Consider the following 19,687-nt stretch of genomic DNA (forward strand, 5'->3'; position numbering starts at 1 on the left):
CTAGCTGAGCGCGAGTGCGAGTGCCGTAATGACGGACCAGGCAAGCATCATCTTGCCGGTAAGCCCCAGTACCGGGATGAGCTCCTTGCCCTTCTTATGCATGCGAATTGGCTCGGAGGCCTTCACCCACAGCGGCACGATGAGCAGACCCACCAGCGCCCATGGGCGCCAGAAAGCGATAAAGCTGCTGGCCAGCGCGGGCATGAGGGAGAGAATCTGCCAGACGATGCGGGTGCGGAAGTCGCCCAGGCGAACTGCCAAGGTGATCTTGCCGGTAGCGGCGTCGGTGGGGATGTCGCGCAAGTTGTTCGCCAGGTTCACGGCAGAAGACACCGAACCAATACCAATTGCGCAGGCCAGGCCGACCCAAGACAGCGAGCCCGTCTGGGTGAATTCCGTGCCGAGCACCGCGACGAGACCGAAGAAGACGAAGACCGAGACCTCGCCAAGTCCGCGATAACCGTAGGGATTTTTACCGCCGGTGTAGAACCACGCAGCCGCGATGCACAGTGCACCGACCAGAATGAGCCACCACGCGCTCATCAGGGACAGCGCCACACCGGCAAGACCGGCGACACCAAAGGAACCGAACGCCGCGTACTTCACAACCTTCGGCTCGACCAGACCAGAACCCGTCAGGCGCAGCGGGCCCGAGCGGTCATCGTCAGTGCCGCGGATGCCATCGGAGTAGTCGTTGGCGAAGTTCACGCCCACAATCAACGCCCACGCGACAACCAGCGCGAGCACCGCACGTCCCCAGATAATCGGCGCGTGCGTCGATGCCGCTCCGACACCGACGATGACCGGCGCAAACGCATTCGCCCAGGTATGGGGGCGCGCGCCTTCCAGCCAATCGCTTAACGACGCCGTTGCAGGACTCTTTGGTGCTTCAGACATGAATTAATAATAGGACGTGACACCAAATGCCTTGAACTAATGCGTGTCTGAATGAGCTAAAAGAGCGCCGCGACTTTCTTCCGGTCGACCTTGCCCGGACCAATCAGTGGCAGAGCCTCCACACGACGCAGGTCCTTCGGAATCATCCAGTGATTGATTCGCCCGGCGTCTTCAGCATCGCCGAGCTCGTCCATAATATCGCCGAGCTCAGCCGTGCCTTCATACGCTGCGACGATGGCTTGGCCGAGCCGTGGGTGCGGCACGCCCACCACGCAGGCACCTGTTACTCCGTCGATGGCGAGCAGTTCACGTTCGAGAACTTCCGGGTGCAGTTTCAACCCGCCGGAGTCGATGATGGTGTCCAAGCGGCCCGTGATGACCAGTCGGCCATCGCGGATCTCGCCCGCATCGGAGGTGGCGAACCAACCTGGTTTATGGAAAGCCTCGTGACCGGGCGCGTTGCGGTAACCGTGTGCAATCATCGGCCCGCCCAGCCAAACACGACCATTTTCGATGGCGACCTGTGCACCCTCGATGGGCTGTCCGTCGTAGACGCAGCCGCCGGCTGTCTCGGAGGAACCATAGGTGGTTACGACGTTGATGCCGAGCTCTTCGGCCCGCGCTGCCACCTGCGGGTTCAAAGCTGCGCCGCCGACAAGGACGGCATCAAACAGGCGCAGGGCTGCCGCACCAAAGGGTTCTTCCATAGCCTTGGCCAGCTGCATCGGAGCCAGCGACGTGTAGGCGCGATCGCTGGTGAGGGTCTCGGCGCCGTCGGCGAATGCGGCAACATCAAAACCGTCGGTCACATCCACACACACCGGATCCGTGCCAGCGAGCAGCGAACGAATGAGAACCTGCAGGCCAGCGATATGGTAGGCCGGCATCGCCAGCATCCACTGTCCTTCACCGCCGAGCCACTGATGTGTAGCGGTAGCAGAGGAGACCAAGTTATCCACCGTCAGCTGTGCACCCTTCGGTGTGCCGGTGGAACCGGAAGTGCCGACAACAAGCGCGATGGACTCATCAATCGGCTCACCTGCGCGTTGCGAGTTCCGCAAGATTGAGGCGCGCGTGCCGTCGTGAAGCGGAACGGGAAGAAGAGAGACCTCACCGTCCAGCGCGGCGCGGAGGTCGGGCAGGATGGCGGTCGGGTCGTGGGGATTGACGGAAAGCAGGCTGAGCGTACGCACAACCCAAACCATAGCCCGTGTTGTGCCGTAGTTTCTGGTGGCGAGGTCGGAACAATCGTGGCCTCGGGCGCGTTGCGCAGACCAAAGACAGTCATAGATAGAAAGGCGTAGAAGATGGGTTGGATTTTTGGCAGGTCCGCAGAGCTGGTGCCGGAAGATGAGGCGCTCAAGGGCGGCTCGCACCCGGTGTTGGAAAATCCGAAGCCGCATGCGGTGCTCGGCACGCCGATCACCGGCCCATGGGAGGAAGGCCAGGAGGTCGTCTACATCGGGATTGGCTGTTACTGGGGCGCTGAGAAGCTGTTTTGGGAAACACCGGGCGTGCTCAGCACATCGGTCGGGTTCGCCGGTGGCGTGACGCCAAATCCCACCTACCGCGAGTCCTGCACCGGACGCACCAACCACACCGAGATTGTGGAGGTCGTCTACGACCCGGAGCAGATTAGCTTCGACCAGCTGATCGCCAAGGCCTTCGAAGCCCACGATCCCACGCAGGGCTACCGCCAGGGTAATGATGTCGGCACGCAGTACCGTTCCGCGATCTACACGACGACGCCCGAGCAAGCGCGCCGGGCACAGGAGATCGCCGATGCCTACGCGCCGAAGCTTGCCGACGCTGGCCTGGGGGCCATCACCACGGAGATTAAGCCACTCGCGGAGACTCCGGCAGGGGAGTACTACCGAGCCGAGGATGAGCATCAGCAGTACTTGTTTAAGAATCCGAACGGCTACTGCCCAGTGCATTCGACCGGCGTGGCCTGCGGAATTTAAAGGCGAAGCTTTTTAGAACGGTCAGTCGCGATTAGTAAAACTCACTGAGAAAAGTAAGGTGGTTATATCAATCAGATAGTCGAATAGGAGTGAACCCTTGTGGTGAAGCAAGTACTGCGCGTTGCATTTGCCTTCGTCGGCGTGGTCGTCGGCGCGGGCTTTGCGACGGGTCAGGAAATCATGCAATACTTCGTCGCCTTTGGCATCAATGGTGTCTGGGGTGCCGTTCTCTCAGCGGTGATCATGAGCCTGATGGCGATGATCATTTTGCAGCTGGGAAGCTACTTTCAGGCCAGCGAGCACGGCGAAGTTTTCCGACGCGTATCGCACCCCATCTTCTCGCGAGTACTGGACATTGGCGTGATTATCACGCTCTTCGCCACAGGGTTCGTCATGTTCGCCGGTGCCGGTGCCAACATGGAGCAGCAGTGGGGCATCCCCGTGTGGATCGGTGCCGTAATCATGGTGCTGGTTACCATTGCAGCCGGTTTCCTCGATGTTGACCGAGTGACCACAGTGATCGGTTCCATCACGCCGTTTATCGTCGGCTTTATTCTGCTGGCCAGTGTTTATACGCTGGCGTTCACCGATGCCACCCCAGCCGCGGAGCAGGCAGCTGCCGTTGCGGAAGTCCCGACCACTCTGCCGAACTGGGTTGTCGCCGCAGTGAACTATGTCGGTTTTAACCTGATGGTTGCGGTTTCCATGGCGATTGTTATTGGCGGTAGCCTGTTCAATCCCCGCGCCGCTGGAGCCGGTGGGTTTACCGGTGGTTTGATCTACTCCGCGATGCTGCTGATCACCACCATCACGTTGTTCCACACTGTTGGTACCGTCGCCACCGATGCCGTGCCAATGCTCACCGTCATTAATCGACTGCACCCGTGGCTAGGCCAGGCCATGGCCGTGGTAATCCTTGGCATGATCTTCAACACGGCACTTGGCATGTTCTACGCACTGGGGCGTCGCGTCACCGCAAATCACCCGGAAAAATTCAAGATTGTCTACGTCGCGCTGGTCTTGCTCGGTTTCGCCTTGAGCTTCATGGGCTTCCAGAACCTAATCGGTTGGGTCTACCCAATCCTGGGCTACATCGGTCTGCTGCTCATTACTGTCATGCTTGTTGCCTGGTTGCGCGGCCGCGAGCGCATCAGTGAAGAGACTTCCCGCCGCAAGCGCATCTTCCGCCTGGTCCGCCGTGGCCGGAACAAGGAGGCCCGCGAGGAGATTGAAGACTCCAACCTCAGTGTCGAAGAGGTCCGCGAGGCGATCGAGGAGTAGGTGGGGTGCTCGCGGCACCGCTGTCAATCTTGGGATCGGATGGCCTTTAGCGATGTCGCCCGAGCCCAAGCCGCGAAAGCCACGATCACAATGGCGGATACGAGAACCATCGACGGCCACCGCTCGGGGTAATCACGTACCACCCAGGTCCATCCCCATTCCGAGGTCCACCACAGCGGTGAGGCGCTGAGGACATCACCGCCAACCATCACCGCCCAACCGCCGAGCGCGACCGAGACAAAGATTGCGGCCGCCACACTTCGACGCGCAATTAAGCCGGTCACGGCCACAATCATCGCGGCCACAAGAGACGCGATTACCGCCTGGTACGGCCAGGGGTTAATGCCCGTCTGGCTATTGGTCTCGCCGCCTGCACCACTGATAACCACCGCAACCACCAGCACCGGCAGGAGAAACGCCATATCCAAGGCAAACAGTCGGAGCGTGATGCTGCGTCGCGCACGCCGATGCATCAGTGCTGGCCAGGCATCGGCTTGCGAAGTCCATGTCATGATGGCCACCACGGTTGCGGCCGTCGGCACGCAGACGAAACTCAGCAGCCCCAGCGCATACTCCGGGTTCCACACCACACGCACGACCGCAAGTCCGGCAAGCATCAGCGCTGCGAGACTCCACCAGGTGCGCCAGGGAAGGGTCGCGCTCATGCCATGGCTTAACGACGAAGTGCTGCGTTCCCGGCCCGTCGGCAAGCTGAGAGATTTTCCGTGCGCAAGCAATGCGATGGCAAATAGACCTAGCCCGAGGAGTAAATGCAGCAACGCGGGCGGCAGGATGGCGATGTTCCAGATCTCGCTGTCGGCGGGAGCCGAGATGGAATTAGCCTGCACTCCGTGGATAGGTAACGTTGGGCGGATTGCCCAGGTCCACGGGAGATCTTTCCAGTTTGGGCTCATGGCGTCCAGTGTTCCTGCGATGGCCCAAGCGATGGAAGCGAGCGGAGCGAGGAAGAGAGCTGCGCGTGGCACAAGGCGCCATAGGGCAAGGCCGAATGTCCAGAAGACGAAGAATGACAACGTGCTAAAGAGCGTGAATTGCAATGCGGTGCTCACGCTCCGGGCAAGGAGTGCAGCCATCAATGCGTGACCGAGGGCCGCGGAGGCAATGACAGTGGCTGCGCGGGCAAGGAGCACTCGAGTGCCCGAGATATTGCGCCAGATTAGGCCGCCTTGGCGGAGTTTTTCTTCACGGTTTTGGCCGATGACGGACGTAATAGCAGCCAGGGGAGGAAGCAGGATAAGCGAGTAGATGTGGGCGCTCGCCATGGCGGTGGCGTCAACGCCTCTAGAAAAGACCATGCTGACCAGAGCGATTGCCACCATGATGATGGGAAGAAACATGGTGAGTGACCACTTTGCCCGCAGTAGCTCGGCGCGGAAGTAGCGGCGGGCAGGAACGGTGCGCGTGTTAAGAGTGCGCGTGTGCGGTTGAGTGCTCATCGGGCAACACCTACTGCGGTGAAGAAAGCTTGCTCGAGGGATTGACCAGCAGCCGCAAAGTCAGCCAGCGGGCCTTCGTAGACCAGTCGGCCACCAGCAAGGACGCCAAGGTGGTCAACGCTCTTCTCGACCTCTCCGAGTTGATGGGAGGACACCACGACGGCCTTGCCACTAGCGGCAAGATTTCGCAACAAGGTGCGCAGGCCCACGATAGCTTCGGGGTCGAGGCCGTTGGTGGGCTCGTCGAGAAGCACAATGTCGGGGTCGGTGAGCAGCGCCATCGCCAGGGAAAGACGAACCTTCATGCCCGTTGAGAAAGCGCGGCCACGCTTGTTACCAGCATGAAGCCCGACCAAGTCGAGGACTTCGGCGATACGGCTCTTGTCCGTGCCGGTCAGATGTGCGTGCACTTTGAGATTGTCGGTGGCTGAGAGCTGTGGGTAGAACGCCGGGCCATTGATGGAGGCGCCGATGCGGTCCAGGTCGACAACGGACCACGGGTGTCCCGCGATGCTGATTTCACCGGAGTAGGGAATTAGCCCAAGCACCGTGCTCATCAACGTGGATTTACCTGCGCCGTTGAGTCCCAATAGCCCGTAGACCTCGCCGGCGCGGACGTTCATATCGAGGCCGTTCAGGACAGGTTCGTTCTTGCCGTAGGAGACAGTGATGCCGCGCAGCTGGAGGAGGGGAGCGGCGGCGTCTGCGGAAGGGCCTGAGGTGGGGGTTGGTGCGTTCATGCCTTAAGTAATAGGAGTGTTTGGCACGGTTCGCGCCCTCCCTGAGGATGAGGTGGCGGAAATATCCTCCCTAGGGAGGAGGCGATAGCGAGGATGACGGTACCAGCGAGGAGAAGCTACAGCAGCCCGTTTTTCGCAGCCCAAATGACAAGATCCACGCGACTGCGTGAGCCTGTCTTGGTCAACAGGGATTTCACATGGGTTTTCACTGTCGTCGTGGCGACAACCAACCTGCGAGCAATTTCGTCATTGGAAAGCCCTTGGCAGACGAGGTTCAAAATCTCCTGTTCGCGGGGTGTGAATTGGGTTCCTGTGTGAGTGGGGTCTGAGTCAGCGCCATGTGTCGAGAACGCTCTCGCTGGCTGTCCTGAGTGCGGTGCGCGCGGTGAAACATGCCGCAACACCATCGGCGTCACCTTCGGATCGATGACTCCTTCACCACGGTGGATACGCATGATGGCCGAAAGCAGCTCACGGGGATTGGAGTCTTTGAGCAAAAAGCCTGCGGCCCCAGCTTCTAAAGCGCCGAGCACCAGGTCTTCTTCGCGGAAAGTGGTCAGTACCAAGACTTTTGGAGTGGAAGCGCGAGCCGCACCTCCGGACGGCACGCCTTGCACAATCTGTCGTGTGGCCTCGATACCGTCCATCACGGGCATTCGAATGTCCATGACGACCACATCGGCTCCGGAGGCACGACGCACAGCCTCGGCGCCGTCGCCCACGGCACCAATGACTTTCATCTGCGGGTGGGCATCAATAAGCTGCGCGAAAGACTGCCGAATCAAAGCCTGATCTTCAGCCACTAATACTCGAATTACATCCATTGCTCGTCTTTCTCAACAGGATTGACAGTCAGCCCTGCTTCGGTCGAACCGCTTACAGCCGAATACTGACGCGGAACATGCCGTCGCTTTCACCATAAGTCATCTCGCCACCGAGCTGAGCCACGCGTTCTTCCAGACCAATCAGGCCAGCGCCAGCTCGCTTCCTGGGTTCCAAAGTTTCGCTCTCAGCCCGGTTTGCAGTCACCAAATGAACCCGCGCCGGGCTGTCATCAGCATCGGCAGGTGGATCGATTACCAGTGCCAGCTGACCAGCGCCCGATGAGTGCTTGGCCATATTCGCGGCCAACTCCGTCACTGCCCGCACCAAAGTCAAACGCTTCGCGAGTGGCCAATCCGCCAGGTCTCCATAAGACTCCGGCAGAGTCACCGAAACATCGCGACCCGGCGGACAAACTGCCGCAACCAGACGCGGAATCTCATTCGGGTCAGCGCTAATCTCGCCGCCATCACGTAGCGCATCGACAAGCGCATGCACATCCCGCAACGATTGGTCTGCGGTCTGGGCAATACCTTCCAGCGTGGTCTTTTCAGCAGCGGATTCCGCTCGTGAGCCATCCATCTCCGCCAGGTACAGAGCGGTTTGGGCCTGAACCTTAATAGAGGTGAGTCCGTGCCCCACGACGTCGTGAAGCTCCCTGGACAACTCCAGCTTGTTGAGCGCCACGACGTTCTCCAACTCCGCGGCATGTTCCTCGGCGTTGATGCGCAGCCATAGTGGCACTGCGTACGCGCTCGCCGTGATAAGCACCGCCGGTAGTCCGAAGACCAATAGTCGTTCCGGGGTAAAGCCGAAGGCAGGAACTGCCGGGTTGAGGAAGCTGCCAATCAACCCTAAAAACAGCCCAACGATGCCCCAGGTGCGATTCGGTTCCCACCTGGTCACAGCCCATAGAGATAGTGGGGCAGCAACAATAATGGGGTCTAGCCCAAGGTTCACTGGGGATAGCCACACCAGCAAGGCGAGACCCGCTAGGGCACTGTACGTAACCACAAACGATGCACGCACTGCTTTACGACGAAACGCTGCGGCCCCGGCAATCATCGCGGACAGAATCACATTGGTGACATAAGTAAAGCTCGGGCCATAAGTAAGTAGCGGCGTCATGCTCAACCAGCAGCACAGCAGGAAAGCAGTCGCAATAGCGAGATCGGCAGTTGGGAACGAGCCGACAAAGAAACGTACCCGGCTGCGCCAGTCGAGTGGGGCAGGGGTCTGCGCGGTGGCAGGCTGTGCGTGCATGGAGGAAGCGGTGCGCTGCATGTGTCTAGGCTAGCGGTCGGTGGCTTGCGCGGTTTAGTGTGAGTTTTCCACTTGCCGGAATGTGATGTTGATGCGGCCCTCTTTAAGCCCGCACCCTTCCGGCAGCGTGCCCGGACGAGTCTTGGGCACACCATGAAACGCAAGCCGCTTCGGACCACCAAACACAATCACATCCCCGCTGGCGAGAGTCACGTCATCCCAGGGTTTGTTGCGGTTTTCAGTCCCGCCAATGCGGAACAGAGCCTCATCGCCGATAGAGAGTGACACAATCGGGGCAGGGTAGTTTTCGTTTCGATCCTGGTGCATCCCCATGGTGGCCCCGGGCGGGTAGTAGTTGACCAACGCCATGTCGGGCCGAAAAGTGGTGGGCCACTGGCTGAGGGATTCGTCGTAAAGCGCGGCAGCGCCGAGTGCTTCGGTAGCGAGCTGTAGCAGGTTGTCAGGCACGGGCGGGACGCGAACGCCGCCTGCGTGCGTGACGTAGCGGTAGGGATTGGTGGCCCACATGCGGCCGAGATGCAGCATAAAGACCTGCATCTGGCCACTTTTGAGCTGCGGGCGAGTCATGGCCAGGGGAGTGCCGGCAACGTCGCGGGCGATGTCGCGGAGTTGCGTGATGATGCCCGCCTGCCGGTCCAGGGGAAGCCATCCCGGCAAATGAACAACTCCCGGCGTGATGCGGGCATCGTCGCGCGGGAGTTGATCGAAGAGCATAGGTCTAGTTTGCCTCTTAACCCGCGATGATTGCGTTAACCGGGCGGGAAAGGAACTGCGGACCAATCTTGCCCAGGTAGCGCAGGATAAAGTCTGCCGCCGACACCGAGTAGAAGTGACGCTGGCGCTCAATGAAGTTCTGCGGGTGCGTTGCCTTCCACACAGCATCAGCGACTTGGTTCGGCGTAATGCGCACGCCAAGACGACGGGTGGAACCGGCGGAAACGTCCGCCAGCTTGGTCTTCGCCCACAGCGGCATGATTGCGACGACGCGGATCTTGTCCTTGCGCCACTCCAGATCCAGAGCCTGCGTCAGACCAGAGACGTAGAACTTCGACGCGGAGTACGGCGCGATGTGCGGCTGGCCGTAAATGCCCGAAGCCGAACCCATGTTGACCAGGTGAGACCCCTTAGTGCGCTTCAGGTACGGGTGCGCCGCCTTCGCGCCCAGTGTCAGGCCGGTGCAGTTGATGTCCACCTGCGCGCGGATAATCTCCGGTGACTGGTCAGTGATATCGCCATCGCCGATGATGCCCGCGTTATTGTCCAGCACCGTCAGCTTGCCGCCGGTGTGGGAGGTGAAGTCCGCAAGCGCGTCCTCCCACTGCTTAAAGTCCGTCACGTCCAGCTTGCCGACGATTACCTCCGGGCGCTCAGCCTTGAGCTTCGCCAGGGCATCCTCATTGATGTCGTAGACGCCGACGGTCCAGCCTGCAGCCAGGAACTTCTCGGCCACCGCGCGGCCAATGCCCTGCGCGCCGCCGGAGATGAAAATGGACGGGGAATCAGAAGTGGCCATGGTGTCTCAATCCTGCCTTTTCTTGCTGTTTTTATAAGTGGATAAATGTTATTTGCCAGCTTAGGTGAGCATTTGTTGTTTAACAGCGGATTGGAGGAAACGGGACCCGATCACAAACGCGTCCTGACTACACTGGCCACCATGAAACCCCTGAACATCCCACCAGGTCCCGGCATCCCAAAGGGCCTCGTCATCCCCGCGGCGGAGCTCACCGAACGCTTCGCGCGCTCCGGAGGGCCGGGCGGTCAGGGCGTTAACACCACGGATTCCAAGGTGCAGCTATCGGTCGATATCGCCGAGCTCAGCGTGCTTTCCGACGTCTACCGCCGCCGCGCTCTCCAGAACCTCAGCCACCGACTCGATGGCACGACACTCACCGTGTCGGTTACCACGCAGCGCTCCCAGGTACGCAACCGCGCGGAAGCCAGGCGGCGCTTAGCGGAACTCATCCGAGAAGCTGTGCAGCCACCGCCTCCGAGGCGCCGGCGGACTCGACCGAGTCGGGCCTCGATTGCCCGTCGTAAAGCGCAGAAGCAGCGCCGCTCCGAGCTCAAAGCCAGCCGACGTCGCCCCAGCGCCTACTAGGGAATATGGGATTTTCGTGCATCCGTTGCAATATAGATGGTATGAGCGAAAACCAGGCCCCTACTGAAAAGGCAGCTGAAACTGTCGCGGAGTTCAACCGCGTGCCCTCGATTCTGTCCATCCAGTCGCATGTGAGCTATGGCCACGTGGGCAACTCCGCTGCGGTCTTCCCGCTGCAGCGCGCAGGTTTTGAAGTGTGGCCGGTCCACACCGTCGATTTCTCCAACCACACCGGCTACGGCCAGTGGCGCGGCCCGATGATTCCGGCCACGGATGTGCGCGAGGTTATCAAGGGTATCGATGAGCTGGGCAAGCTTGACGACGTCGATGCGATTATCTCCGGTTACCAGGGCGGTAGCGATATTGCGGATGTCATCATCGAGGCCGTGGCGATGGCCAAGCAGCGCAACCCGAAGGCCATTTACTCGTGTGACCCGGTGATGGGAAATGCCAAGAGCGGCTGCCACGTCTCGGATGACATTCCGCCGCTGCTGCGCGACAAGGTTGTGCCGGTGGCAGACGTGATTACGCCGAACCAGTTCGAGCTGGGATACCTGACGGGCCGCGAGGTCAACGACCTGGAGTCCACCATTGCGGCAGCCCATGCTGCTCGTGAGATGGGCCCGGAGGCCGTGTTGGTGACCAGTGTGCTGCGTCCGGAGCGCAAGGAGGGCGAGATTGAGATGCTCGCCGTCAATGGTGCGGGCGCATGGCTGGTGGCGACGCCGTACCTGCCCCTGAAGCGCAACGGTTCCGGCGATGTCGCGGCTGCGCTGTTTGCAGGCAACCTGCTGCGCGGTCGCGGTATTTACGGTGACCTTTCGGTCGCGTTGGGTAACACAGCGGCCAGTATCTTTGAGCTGCTGAAGGTCACGCACGAGTCCGGCTCTGGCGAGCTGGAGCTCGTGCGCGCGCAGGAGGCCTACGTTCACCCGGAGCAGCGTTTTGAGGTTACGAAGGTAGCGTAGCGCTTTATAAGCGAATATAGGGGGGGAGTCGATGGCGGCAGCACTTATGTGTTGCCGCCATCGTCGTACCAGGTCTTCGGGATTTTTCTGCCTTTTACCTGGGTTCTAAACATTTGCGCAACAAGAAGAAAAGATTTTGAACCATTGAAATAAAGTTTCCAATGAGTAGATAATGAAAACGGTTACTACTTAGTTGTGCCTATCCTTCAATAAAGGGGAGTAAATGTTTTCTACCCGCACGGGGCGAACCCTGGCTGTCTCGGTCTCTGCACTTGCGATTTGTGGCCTCGGGTTGACCGCCTGTTCGAACCCCGATGATAAGTCCGCCTCCGGTGCCGCCGGGGACTCCGGCGCCAGCGCCGAGCAGACCCTGGTCCTGCTGGATAACAACGAAACCGGCGGATACAACCCGGTTGCTGGTTACAGCAGGTCCGGCGATTCCCCGGTCTACGAGGGCCTTTTCCGGCTCAAGCCGGTGTCGGGTGACACCTCCACGAAGCCCGTCGACTTTGAGCCTCTGCTAGCCTCCGGCCCCGCCGAGCCGAGCAATGGCAACAAAACGTGGACCGTTCCAATCAAGGACGGAATCACCTTCTCCGACGGGACCACCTTCGGGCCGGAGGACGTCGTGGCGACCTACAAGGCCATCCTCGACGAGCGCTCGGCCTCCTCTGAGGCTCCGAACTGGGAAATGCTCGATGAGGTGCACGCCGACGGAGACAAGGTCGTCTTCGAGCTGAATATCCCGTACGCGGAATTCGATCACCAGCTCCTCAACGGCATCGCCCCGTCGGAGGCCTTCAACTTCGATGATTTGAAGCCCGCCGAGGACTCAGATCTCAATACCAAGCCCGTGGGAACTGGCCCGTTCAAGCTCGAATCTTTGCGTGCCGACGAGGCCATCTTCACGGCCCGCGAGGATTATCACGGCGGGGCCCCTGAGCTGAAGAAAGTCATTTACCGAGTCAATCAGGACGAAAACTCCCGTGCTCAGCAGCTGCGCGGCGGCGAGGGCGACGGAACCATTATGGAGCCGGCGTTGGCGCAGGAATTTGAAGGCCAGGAGGGATTCAAGGTCGAGTCGGCGCATTCGGCGGACTGGCGCGGAATCACCCTTCCAGCGGGCAACCCGGTCACCGGTGACCAGGCAATCCGCAATGCGGTCAACCTGGCTGTCAACCGTGAGGCCATGGCGAAAGACGTGATGAAGGGCCACGCGAAGCCGAACTCCACCTTCCTCGCGGACTTCTACGGCGACGCCTACGACCCGACCGCCGAGATCAAGCACGACACCGCGAAGGCCGAGAAGCTTCTCGACGACGCCGGGTGGAAGAAGGGCTCGGACGGCATCCGCGTCAAGGACGGCCAGCGCGCCGCGTTCGATGTCATCTACTTCCCGAACCGCGATCACGCCCGCACAGACCTGACGTTGGCCGCAGCCTCCGACCTGAAGAAGGTCGGCATTGAGGTCAATCCGGTCGCCCGTGATTCCAAGTCTGTCACCCGCGAGGACTACGCCAAGACCCCGGTCATGCTGGGAGGAGGCGGTACCCCGTACTCCGTCGACGGCCAGATCTACTCAATCTTGCACTCCAAGTACGCTGAGCCGGGTGCCGGTGCCAAGTGGGATAACGGCTCCGACTACGTCAACCCGGAGATCGACAAGCTGCTCGACCAGGCGCGCGTCGAAGCGGACCAGGCCAAGCGAGACGAGCTCTACCGTAAGATTCAGAAGCTCTACGCCGAAAAGCCCGCCATGCTGCAGCTGGTCTACGTTGACCATGTCTATGTCGAGCGCGACCGTGGCTACACGCACCCGGATGCCATCCTTGAGCCCCATGCCCACGGCCTGAACTTCGGCCCGTGGTTCAACCTGGGGGCATGGCACAAGTAAATGACAAAAGCCGAGCCACACCCACGTCCTCACCCTCGCTCGCGCCCGCACTCACACCCGCGTCTACACCCCTCTGAGCATCAACCCCGTTTCAAGAGCCGGAAACGGCAGGTCGCAGGAATCGTCGTGAGGCGAGTGCTGGTAGCCGTTCCCATCGTTGTGGCGGTGACGGCAGCAGTGTTCGCGCTGGCGGCGGTGAGCCCCTTCGACCCTTTGGATGCGTATCTCAAAGGTCAGGCGGGCAACCTGACCGAAGCGCAGAGAGTCTCGATTTCTCACCAGTTGGGGCTGGATAGGCCCTGGTGGGAGTCGTGGTTGGTGTGGCTGCAGGGCCTGGCGGTGGGCGACCTTGGCATTTCGAGGTCCTACTCACAGCCGGTGACGCAGGTGCTCGCCGAGCGTCTGCCGTGGACGATGCTGCTCGGCGCCTGCGGACTTGCCGGAGCTATCGCGCTGTCATTCGTTCTGGCACTGTGGGCTGCGGTGCGGCGCGGGGGAGTGCTAGACCGGCTAGTCCTGTCGATCTCGACGGTGATTCAGGCGACCCCGCCCTTCGTCGTTGCACTCGGCGGCCTCGGCCTTTTTGCGTTGGCCTGGAAGCTATTTCCCACCGGAGGCCTGACCTACCCGGGCGAGCCCGTGACTTTCTCCTCTACAGTGGCGCACCTTACGCTGCCAGCTGTCGTTCTTGCGATTACGCAGGTGCCGTGGCTGGTGCTGTCGTTGCGTGAGTCCATCGTCGAGGTCATGGACTCCGGCGCGGTCACCGGAGCGCAGGTCCGCGGCATTCCGCGCCGAACGATCATTTTCTCCCATATCCTGCCGACCGCAGTGCCGCCTTTCCTCGCGCTCATCGGCGCGCGACTGTCTGAGCTGGTCGTCGGATCGACACTGGTGGAGGCGGTCTTCGCGTGGCCTGGGCTCGGAACCGCGCTGGTCAAATCGGCTCAGAGCTTGGACTTTCCGCTGCTGAGCATTCTCACTATCGCGACGACGGCTATCGTCCTGCTCGGAAATCTGCTTGCCGACGTCGCCTTCGTCGTCCTCGACCCACGGGTGGATGCAGATGCTTAAAACGACAAAGAGGCCGGTCGCCCCGGTCGTGGCCGTGGCGTGCCTGGTCCTCATCGCTGCCTACGCCTTTTTAACTCCGCTGTTTCACGACTCCGACCTGGTGCTCACCGACTTCGCCAATTCCGGTGTCGCCCCGGGGCCTGAGCACTTCTTCGGTACCGATTCGAAGGGGCACGACGTTTTCGTTCGAGTTGCTGCGGGAATGCGCATTTCCCTTTTCATTGCACTGGTCACGGCAGTGTGCTCGGCGATCGTCGGTATCGTCCTCGGCGTTACCGCAGGCATGCTCGGCGGGCGCGTCGACCGCGTCATTATGCGCAGCGCCGACGTCACCAACGCGCTGCCGCACCTGCTACTGGGGCTGCTCATCGTCAGCCTTTTCCGAGGCTCGGTCCCCGCAATCATCATCTCCCTGGTACTGACGCACTGGGTGACCATCACCCGAACGGTCCGTGCGTCCGTGCTGCATCTGCGGGGCGCCGAGTTCGTCGAGGCCGCGCTCCTGTCCGGAATGAGCCGCGCACGCGTGCTAGCTCGGCACGTTGTTCCGGCGGCACTGGGGCAGTCCTTGGTCGGCCTTATCTTGCTGATCCCGCACGCAATCTGGCACGAGTCGACGCTGTCTTTCCTTGGGGTGGGCCTGCCGCCGCACAAGCCGTCTCTCGGGACTCTGCTTGCCGACGCCGAGGGCGCCCTGCTTCTCGGCCATTGGTGGATTTTGGTGTTTCCCTCGTTTTTCCTCGTCGCCACAACGTTGTGTATTGCGGCCGTCGGCACGCATTTGAAGGAGCGGGTGACCGGACAGGAGGTGCTGGTGTGAGTGCTCGGGAGGGCGTCGGCAAGCGAGAGAAGCTGCTGGACATTGAGAGACTGACAGTGCGGATTCCCCTGCGCGGTGGTGACGTGGTGCATGCCGCGACGGGCGTGTCCCTGACTGTGGGTAGGGGAGAGGTCGTCGCGGTTGTGGGTGAGTCGGGCTGCGGAAAGTCGATTATTGCCTCGGCGGTGGTTGGCATGCTGCCGCCGCACGCGAGAGTAGAGGGGCAGGTGCGTTTCTATCCGCGCGAAGGGGCAGCTGACAGTGGTGCAGAAGCGGAGAGGAACGCCGAGCCCATCGAAATTCTGGCGCGGCGACGTACCGGCGCGGGCCTTGCTCGCACTGACGAGGAGCTGGCGGGGCGGCAAATCGCGCTAGTACCGCAGTCGGCGGCGACGTTTTTGACACCGGTGCGCACGGTCGGGGCACAGCTAAAAGAAACAATTTCCGTTCTGGGACGCAACCACACGGTGGAGGAGATGCTGCGGCGAGTCAGCCTGGATGCGGAGGTCGCGGCGCTGTATCCCCACGAACTTTCCGGGGGTATGGCGCAGCGCGCAGCAGTGGCATTCGCCCTGGCTGGCGACCCTGCTCTGGTGATTGCTGACGAGCCGACGGCCTCCCTCGACCCCGACCTGACCATGGCCCTGCTGCGCATGCTTCGCCAAATCGCCGACAGTGGTGTGGGAGTCATGCTAATTACGCACGACATTTCCGAGCTGCGCGATAGCGGCATCGCCGACCGAGTTGCAGTGATGTACGCATCGCGCCTTGAGGAGACGGGACCGGCAAAACAGGTGATTGAGGCCCCAGCCAGCGAATACATGCGCGACCTGCTCGCAGCGCTGCCCGAAAACGGCATGCGGCCGATGCCCGGCGTGGTGCCGAGCTTGACGAACCTGGACGAGGACTATTGCTACGCGCGCAGGCTCGAGGAGGCGGGGAAATGAACGAGGAGGCTGTGGTGAGTAAGGCGTTGGTGAGTGAGCAGGCTTCGGTGAGCTGTGACGCGCAGGCGAGTGGCAAAGCGCTGGTCGCCGAGAACGTGTCGAAGTCATTCGGCGCCAAGGACGGCTCTGCGAGAGTCGTTTTATCGGACGTTTCCATCAGGGTTGATCCAGGGCAGATCGTCGGGCTTCGTGGGCCTTCGGGGGCTGGCAAGTCCACGCTCGGCCGTATCCTCGCAGGCCTGGAAGTGCCCGATTTAGGGCAGTGCTTCTGCGACGGGGTGCCGGTCGGCGCTGTGCGCAGCCGCGCCGGGCAGCGGGTTCGTGGCCAGATTGGGATGGTGTTTCAGTCTCCCCGAAGGTCCTGCGACCCGCGGATGACTTTGGGGCGCACCATTCGCTCAGCCGCACGACAGGGGCGGCAAGGGCGACGGGATGGTCAGCGAACCGGGAAAAGTGTGGACATCGACGAGCTCATCCGAAACGTTGGGCTGACTCCGGACCTTCTCGATCGCTTCCCTAGCCAGGTCTCAGACGGGCAGCTCCAGCGTGCCGCAGTCGCTCGCACCCTGGCCGCCGGTCCACGCTACCTCATCTGCGACGAGATGACCGCCATGCTCGACGCCGCCAACTCCGCGGCAATCGTCGAGGTCATCCGGGATTTCGCCGTATCTGGCGGCGGTGTTCTCATGATTAGCCATGAACACAGGCTTCTCGCCGCCGTGTGCGACGGCGTCGTCGCCTTAGAGTAGCGATATTGCTTAGCGCCCAGCTTGGAGTCATTGAACCTTCACTGCCTGTGATCGCCGATAGAATTTAGGAATTAGGGTAGCCATACCTATGACAGGTAGTGTAGGCTCTCCTTTTGTTGGTTGAATGGTTGGCTATCAATCGTTACTTGCTTGAAGGACTTCTATTGATTGATTCAAAAACTCCAAAGCTTCGACTTTTGACCCGATCGGACTTGGAAGATATCGAACTCGAACCTTCGCTGGTTATCCGTGCAGTAGAAGATGGATACTTGGCATTCGCGGAAGGTTCCTCGCAGTGCCCGACAAAAATGATGATTGACTTACCGGTTGAGAGCCGGGACTCGATTGCTTTTTCGATGCTCGGTTTTGATGCCAACCGTGATCTCGTTGGATACAAGACCTCTTATCGCCACGGAAGCGACAACCCAGATAAGTACTACACCACCATTAGTCTCTACGACGATGAAAGCGGCATGCCATACGCGCTAATGGACTGCCAAAAAGTTGGAGCCTCGCGAACTCCCGCTACGACAGCATTGATTGCGCGAGAATGTGCACGCGCTGATGCGAAGACTGTGACTGTTTTTGGCACTGGGATTCAGTCAGTTAACACACTTTCCTACTTGGTCACAGCAGTGCCGAGCCTCGAAAAACTACAGCTGCATGGAACTCATCCGGGAGGATTAGAAAAAAGCCGGAAGTCGCTTAATCACTGGTTTCCCGAGCGGAATATCGAACTAGTTGAACGCGATGATGCTTCTGTTATGAAGGCAGTTCAAAGCAGCGATATCACCGTAGTTGCTTCCGGTCGTGCCTGGCACCCATCGATTCAAACTGAATGGATTCCCGAAGGTGGGCTGCTAATTTCTGTTGCTTCCAAGGGAATTGCGGATGGTGCTGTTGCTGCTGCAGACAGGGTAATTGCTACTAGTGCCGGACAGTTCGAGCTAGTTGGGCAGCGATTGCTCCAGGGCAAAGAAGTGGAATTGGATGCAACACTACCCGATATTCTCGCGCGAAAGGCCCCAGGGCGCACGAATGAAACTGACCGAGTTTTTGCATTCTCGACGGGAATGATTATTACGGATATTCCAGTTGCTCAGGAACTTGCGGTTCGTGCATTTTCTGCTGGGCGAGGTACGGAGGTGTCGCTATGGTCGTAACGCTCGCTGTCGGCACTACGGGAAATGAAAAGTGAACGATAAAACTTTTGCTTCTACACCCTCTGTGCCCAAGACCTCGACCCTGGTCCCGAAACAACGTGACTGGGCGAAAGATTTACTGTCAATTCCAAGTGACGGCGTCTCGGAACTAACTCGTTTAGCCACACTAGCGGCAGGGCCTTTTCATGTTCTAAATACTCAGGTTTTTCGCCAGAATTTGAATGCTTTTGCTGCTGTTTGCGAGCGTCACGGAGTCGACTCGCATATCTACTTCGCTCACAAAGCAAATAAGTCTGCGTGCTGGATCCCCGCAGTCGCCGAAGAGGGGCATCGCGTAGATGTTGCGAGCGGGGAGGAGCTCACCGGCGCTTTAGGCGCTGGTGTGTGTGCTGCCGACTTAGTTGTTACGGGTGCGGAAAAATCGCAATCGCTTTTGACTCTTGCTCTCAGGCAGAGAGTTCTAATTGCAGTAGATTCTCCGAGCGAACTATTCCGAATTAATTCGCTGGCTAAGGATCTTGGAGTCGTTGATGCTCCGGTGTTGATTAGGTTACTGCCTGAAGAACAGCCTGAGACTCGCTTCGGCACCTCCATGGCACAGTGGCTTCGAGAGCTTGAGGCCCTGCGAGAACAATCTAGTAATGGGATTGACTGTAGGGGCGTGACCTTCCATTTGAACGGATACAGTCCCGCTCAGCGTAACCGCCAAGCACATAAAGCTTTGGATTTTATGGAAATTCTTCGAATTAAAGGATGGACGGCAGAGATGCTGGACATAGGTGGAGGATTTTCGGTTCAGTATTGTGAGCCATCCCAGTGGGAAATGTTTCGGGAAAAGGTTATTGATTCACCGGATAAGCGAGACTATTTTCATTCTGGTCGAATTCCAGAAGGGCTTTATCCGTATGGTGGGCAGGGCAATGATGGCCCTGAAATGTTAGATGAAATTCTTTCAGGAGTAGCTAATTCGCCTTCAGTTGAGAGGATTGATAAAACTAGCACTTCGCTTGCGGAACGGCTAAAAAATGGGCGATTTCAGTTGGCCATTGAACCAGGCCGAGCGGCGTTAGATGGTTGTGGATTGAGCGTTTTTCCAATTCAGGGTGTGAAATGGAGAGACGACTACATAATTATTACTGTTGCGGGTTTAAGTATGAGCCTTTCTGAGCAATGGAAAGGCAGTGAATACATGCCTGACATGACGTTATGGGAGAATCCCGGCTCAGATGATGGCGCCAATTACATGGGCAGGCCTAGCGGTGGCAGTAATTGTCTATCGCGCTCGGTTGGTGTCTGTGTTGGCGGAAGTAGCTGTATGGAATATGACATGCTCACTTGGCGAAAGGTCCAAATGAATCGAATTCCGAGAGTTGGGGATTTGGTTATTTATCACAATACGGCTGGTTATCAGATGGACAAAAATGAAAGCGAATTTCATCAAATTCGCCTGCCCATGCGGTTTGTTTGGGAAGGTCGGGGAAGCTTGCCGAAAATAGATAGGCCTTTATATCGGGAATTGGTTTAAATGT

The 19,687-nt window shown here is 59.5% G+C and carries 19 protein-coding genes; 11 read left to right on the forward strand and 8 right to left on the reverse strand.

The window, feature by feature from the left end; genetic code table 11:
• Both HMPREF2681_RS05755 and menE read right to left on the reverse strand, forming a co-directional pair.
• Positions 1–897, reverse strand: coding sequence for a 1,4-dihydroxy-2-naphthoate polyprenyltransferase (locus HMPREF2681_RS05755; protein ID WP_016422005.1), 897 nt, complete (start codon positions 895–897; stop codon positions 1–3).
• A 56-nt stretch (positions 898–953) separates the two neighbouring features.
• On the reverse strand, positions 954–2,102 hold the full coding sequence (gene menE / locus HMPREF2681_RS05760; protein WP_070546365.1) for an o-succinylbenzoate--CoA ligase: 1,149 nt from the start codon (positions 2,100–2,102) through the stop codon (positions 954–956).
• Positions 2,103–2,204: 102 nt separating this feature from the next.
• Between menE and msrA the strand changes: the two genes are divergently transcribed.
• Positions 2,205–2,861, forward strand: coding sequence for a peptide-methionine (S)-S-oxide reductase MsrA (msrA, locus tag HMPREF2681_RS05765; protein ID WP_016422007.1), 657 nt, complete (start codon positions 2,205–2,207; stop codon positions 2,859–2,861).
• Positions 2,862–2,960: 99 nt separating this feature from the next.
• Positions 2,961–4,142: a YkvI family membrane protein gene (locus tag HMPREF2681_RS05770; RefSeq protein ID WP_016422008.1), complete on the forward strand. Its 1,182-nt coding sequence runs from the start codon at positions 2,961–2,963 to the stop codon at positions 4,140–4,142.
• Positions 4,143–4,165: 23 nt separating this feature from the next.
• Here the strand turns inward: HMPREF2681_RS05770 and HMPREF2681_RS05775 are convergent, their stop codons facing one another.
• The 6 genes from HMPREF2681_RS05775 to HMPREF2681_RS05800 form a co-directional block, all read right to left on the reverse strand.
• Positions 4,166–5,599, reverse strand: coding sequence for an ABC-2 family transporter permease (locus HMPREF2681_RS05775; RefSeq protein WP_070546367.1), 1,434 nt, complete (start codon positions 5,597–5,599; stop codon positions 4,166–4,168).
• Positions 5,596–6,339 (reverse strand): ABC transporter ATP-binding protein, encoded by a 744-nt coding sequence (locus tag HMPREF2681_RS05780; RefSeq protein WP_049172353.1) that lies wholly within the window; start codon positions 6,337–6,339, stop codon positions 5,596–5,598. Before HMPREF2681_RS05780 ends, HMPREF2681_RS05775 begins: the two co-directional genes overlap by 4 nt.
• Before the next feature lie 116 nt (positions 6,340–6,455).
• Positions 6,456–7,163: a response regulator gene (locus HMPREF2681_RS05785; protein ID WP_070546369.1), complete on the reverse strand. Its 708-nt coding sequence runs from the start codon at positions 7,161–7,163 to the stop codon at positions 6,456–6,458.
• Between the two features lie 52 nt (positions 7,164–7,215).
• Complete coding sequence (locus HMPREF2681_RS05790) at positions 7,216–8,445, reverse strand: sensor histidine kinase (protein ID WP_049192988.1); 1,230 nt, start codon at positions 8,443–8,445, stop codon at positions 7,216–7,218.
• A 33-nt stretch (positions 8,446–8,478) separates the two neighbouring features.
• A complete protein-coding gene (locus tag HMPREF2681_RS05795; RefSeq protein ID WP_070546371.1) occupies positions 8,479–9,159 on the reverse strand; it encodes an alpha-ketoglutarate-dependent dioxygenase AlkB family protein in 681 nt (226 codons plus the stop codon).
• A 16-nt stretch (positions 9,160–9,175) separates the two neighbouring features.
• Positions 9,176–9,958: an SDR family oxidoreductase gene (locus HMPREF2681_RS05800; protein WP_070546372.1), complete on the reverse strand. Its 783-nt coding sequence runs from the start codon at positions 9,956–9,958 to the stop codon at positions 9,176–9,178.
• A gap of 141 nt (positions 9,959–10,099) precedes the next feature.
• Here HMPREF2681_RS05800 and arfB point away from each other — a divergent pair, with 141 nt between their 5' ends.
• From arfB to HMPREF2681_RS05845, 9 genes are all read left to right on the forward strand, one after another.
• Positions 10,100–10,543, forward strand: coding sequence for an alternative ribosome rescue aminoacyl-tRNA hydrolase ArfB (arfB, locus tag HMPREF2681_RS05805; protein WP_070546394.1), 444 nt, complete (start codon positions 10,100–10,102; stop codon positions 10,541–10,543).
• 41 nt (positions 10,544–10,584) lie between these two features.
• Positions 10,585–11,511: a pyridoxal kinase PdxY gene (gene pdxY, locus HMPREF2681_RS05810; RefSeq protein ID WP_222865278.1), complete on the forward strand. Its 927-nt coding sequence runs from the start codon at positions 10,585–10,587 to the stop codon at positions 11,509–11,511.
• A 223-nt stretch (positions 11,512–11,734) separates the two neighbouring features.
• Positions 11,735–13,405 carry an ABC transporter substrate-binding protein gene (locus tag HMPREF2681_RS05815; RefSeq protein ID WP_016422017.1) on the forward strand — a complete coding sequence of 557 codons (1,671 nt, stop codon included), beginning with the start codon at positions 11,735–11,737 and terminating at the stop codon, positions 13,403–13,405.
• A 135-nt stretch (positions 13,406–13,540) separates the two neighbouring features.
• Positions 13,541–14,479, forward strand: coding sequence for an ABC transporter permease (locus HMPREF2681_RS05820; protein ID WP_224783768.1), 939 nt, complete (start codon positions 13,541–13,543; stop codon positions 14,477–14,479).
• Positions 14,472–15,299 (forward strand): ABC transporter permease, encoded by an 828-nt coding sequence (locus tag HMPREF2681_RS05825; protein ID WP_016422019.1) that lies wholly within the window; start codon positions 14,472–14,474, stop codon positions 15,297–15,299. Before HMPREF2681_RS05820 ends, HMPREF2681_RS05825 begins: the two co-directional genes overlap by 8 nt.
• Entirely contained in the window at positions 15,296–16,246 is a 951-nt protein-coding gene (locus tag HMPREF2681_RS05830) for an ATP-binding cassette domain-containing protein (protein ID WP_016422020.1), read from the forward strand. The genes HMPREF2681_RS05825 and HMPREF2681_RS05830 overlap by 4 nt, the downstream gene beginning before the upstream one ends.
• The gene (locus HMPREF2681_RS05835; protein ID WP_016422021.1) at positions 16,243–16,995 is read left to right on the forward strand and encodes an ABC transporter ATP-binding protein; all 753 of its coding nucleotides are present in this window, start codon (positions 16,243–16,245) and stop codon (positions 16,993–16,995) included. The genes HMPREF2681_RS05830 and HMPREF2681_RS05835 overlap by 4 nt, the downstream gene beginning before the upstream one ends.
• 164 nt (positions 16,996–17,159) lie before the next feature.
• Positions 17,160–18,158 carry an ornithine cyclodeaminase gene (locus HMPREF2681_RS05840; RefSeq protein ID WP_070653449.1) on the forward strand — a complete coding sequence of 333 codons (999 nt, stop codon included), beginning with the start codon at positions 17,160–17,162 and terminating at the stop codon, positions 18,156–18,158.
• A gap of 31 nt (positions 18,159–18,189) precedes the next feature.
• Entirely contained in the window at positions 18,190–19,683 is a 1,494-nt protein-coding gene (locus HMPREF2681_RS05845; protein WP_016422023.1) for a type III PLP-dependent enzyme domain-containing protein, read from the forward strand.
• Positions 19,684–19,687: the final 4 nt, after the last annotated feature.

This window comes from Corynebacterium sp. HMSC064H12, assembly GCF_001809925.1.
Taxonomy (GTDB): Bacteria; Actinomycetota; Actinomycetes; order Mycobacteriales; family Mycobacteriaceae; genus Corynebacterium; species Corynebacterium jeikeium_D.

Bases quoted from the DNA above. Each gene is read 5' to 3' on its own strand.
- HMPREF2681_RS05755 (WP_016422005.1), bottom strand. From the start codon at position 897: ATGTCTGAAGCACCAAAGAGTCCTGCAACGGCGTCGTTAAGCGATTGG.
- menE (WP_070546365.1), bottom strand. From the start codon at position 2,102: ATGGTTTGGGTTGTGCGTACGCTCAGCCTGCTTTCCGTCAATCCCCAC.
- msrA (WP_016422007.1), top strand. From the start codon at position 2,205: ATGGGTTGGATTTTTGGCAGGTCCGCAGAGCTGGTGCCGGAAGATGAG.
- HMPREF2681_RS05775 (WP_070546367.1), bottom strand. From the start codon at position 5,599: ATGAGCACTCAACCGCACACGCGCACTCTTAACACGCGCACCGTTCCT.
- HMPREF2681_RS05780 (WP_049172353.1), bottom strand. From the start codon at position 6,339: ATGAACGCACCAACCCCCACCTCAGGCCCTTCCGCAGACGCCGCCGCT.
- HMPREF2681_RS05785 (WP_070546369.1), bottom strand. From the start codon at position 7,163: ATGGATGTAATTCGAGTATTAGTGGCTGAAGATCAGGCTTTGATTCGG.
- HMPREF2681_RS05790 (WP_049192988.1), bottom strand. From the start codon at position 8,445: ATGCAGCGCACCGCTTCCTCCATGCACGCACAGCCTGCCACCGCGCAG.
- HMPREF2681_RS05795 (WP_070546371.1), bottom strand. From the start codon at position 9,159: ATGCTCTTCGATCAACTCCCGCGCGACGATGCCCGCATCACGCCGGGA.
- HMPREF2681_RS05800 (WP_070546372.1), bottom strand. From the start codon at position 9,958: ATGGCCACTTCTGATTCCCCGTCCATTTTCATCTCCGGCGGCGCGCAG.
- arfB (WP_070546394.1), top strand. From the start codon at position 10,100: ATGAAACCCCTGAACATCCCACCAGGTCCCGGCATCCCAAAGGGCCTC.
- pdxY (WP_222865278.1), top strand. From the start codon at position 10,585: ATGAGCGAAAACCAGGCCCCTACTGAAAAGGCAGCTGAAACTGTCGCG.
- HMPREF2681_RS05815 (WP_016422017.1), top strand. From the start codon at position 11,735: ATGTTTTCTACCCGCACGGGGCGAACCCTGGCTGTCTCGGTCTCTGCA.
- HMPREF2681_RS05825 (WP_016422019.1), top strand. From the start codon at position 14,472: ATGCTTAAAACGACAAAGAGGCCGGTCGCCCCGGTCGTGGCCGTGGCG.
- HMPREF2681_RS05835 (WP_016422021.1), top strand. From the start codon at position 16,243: ATGAACGAGGAGGCTGTGGTGAGTAAGGCGTTGGTGAGTGAGCAGGCT.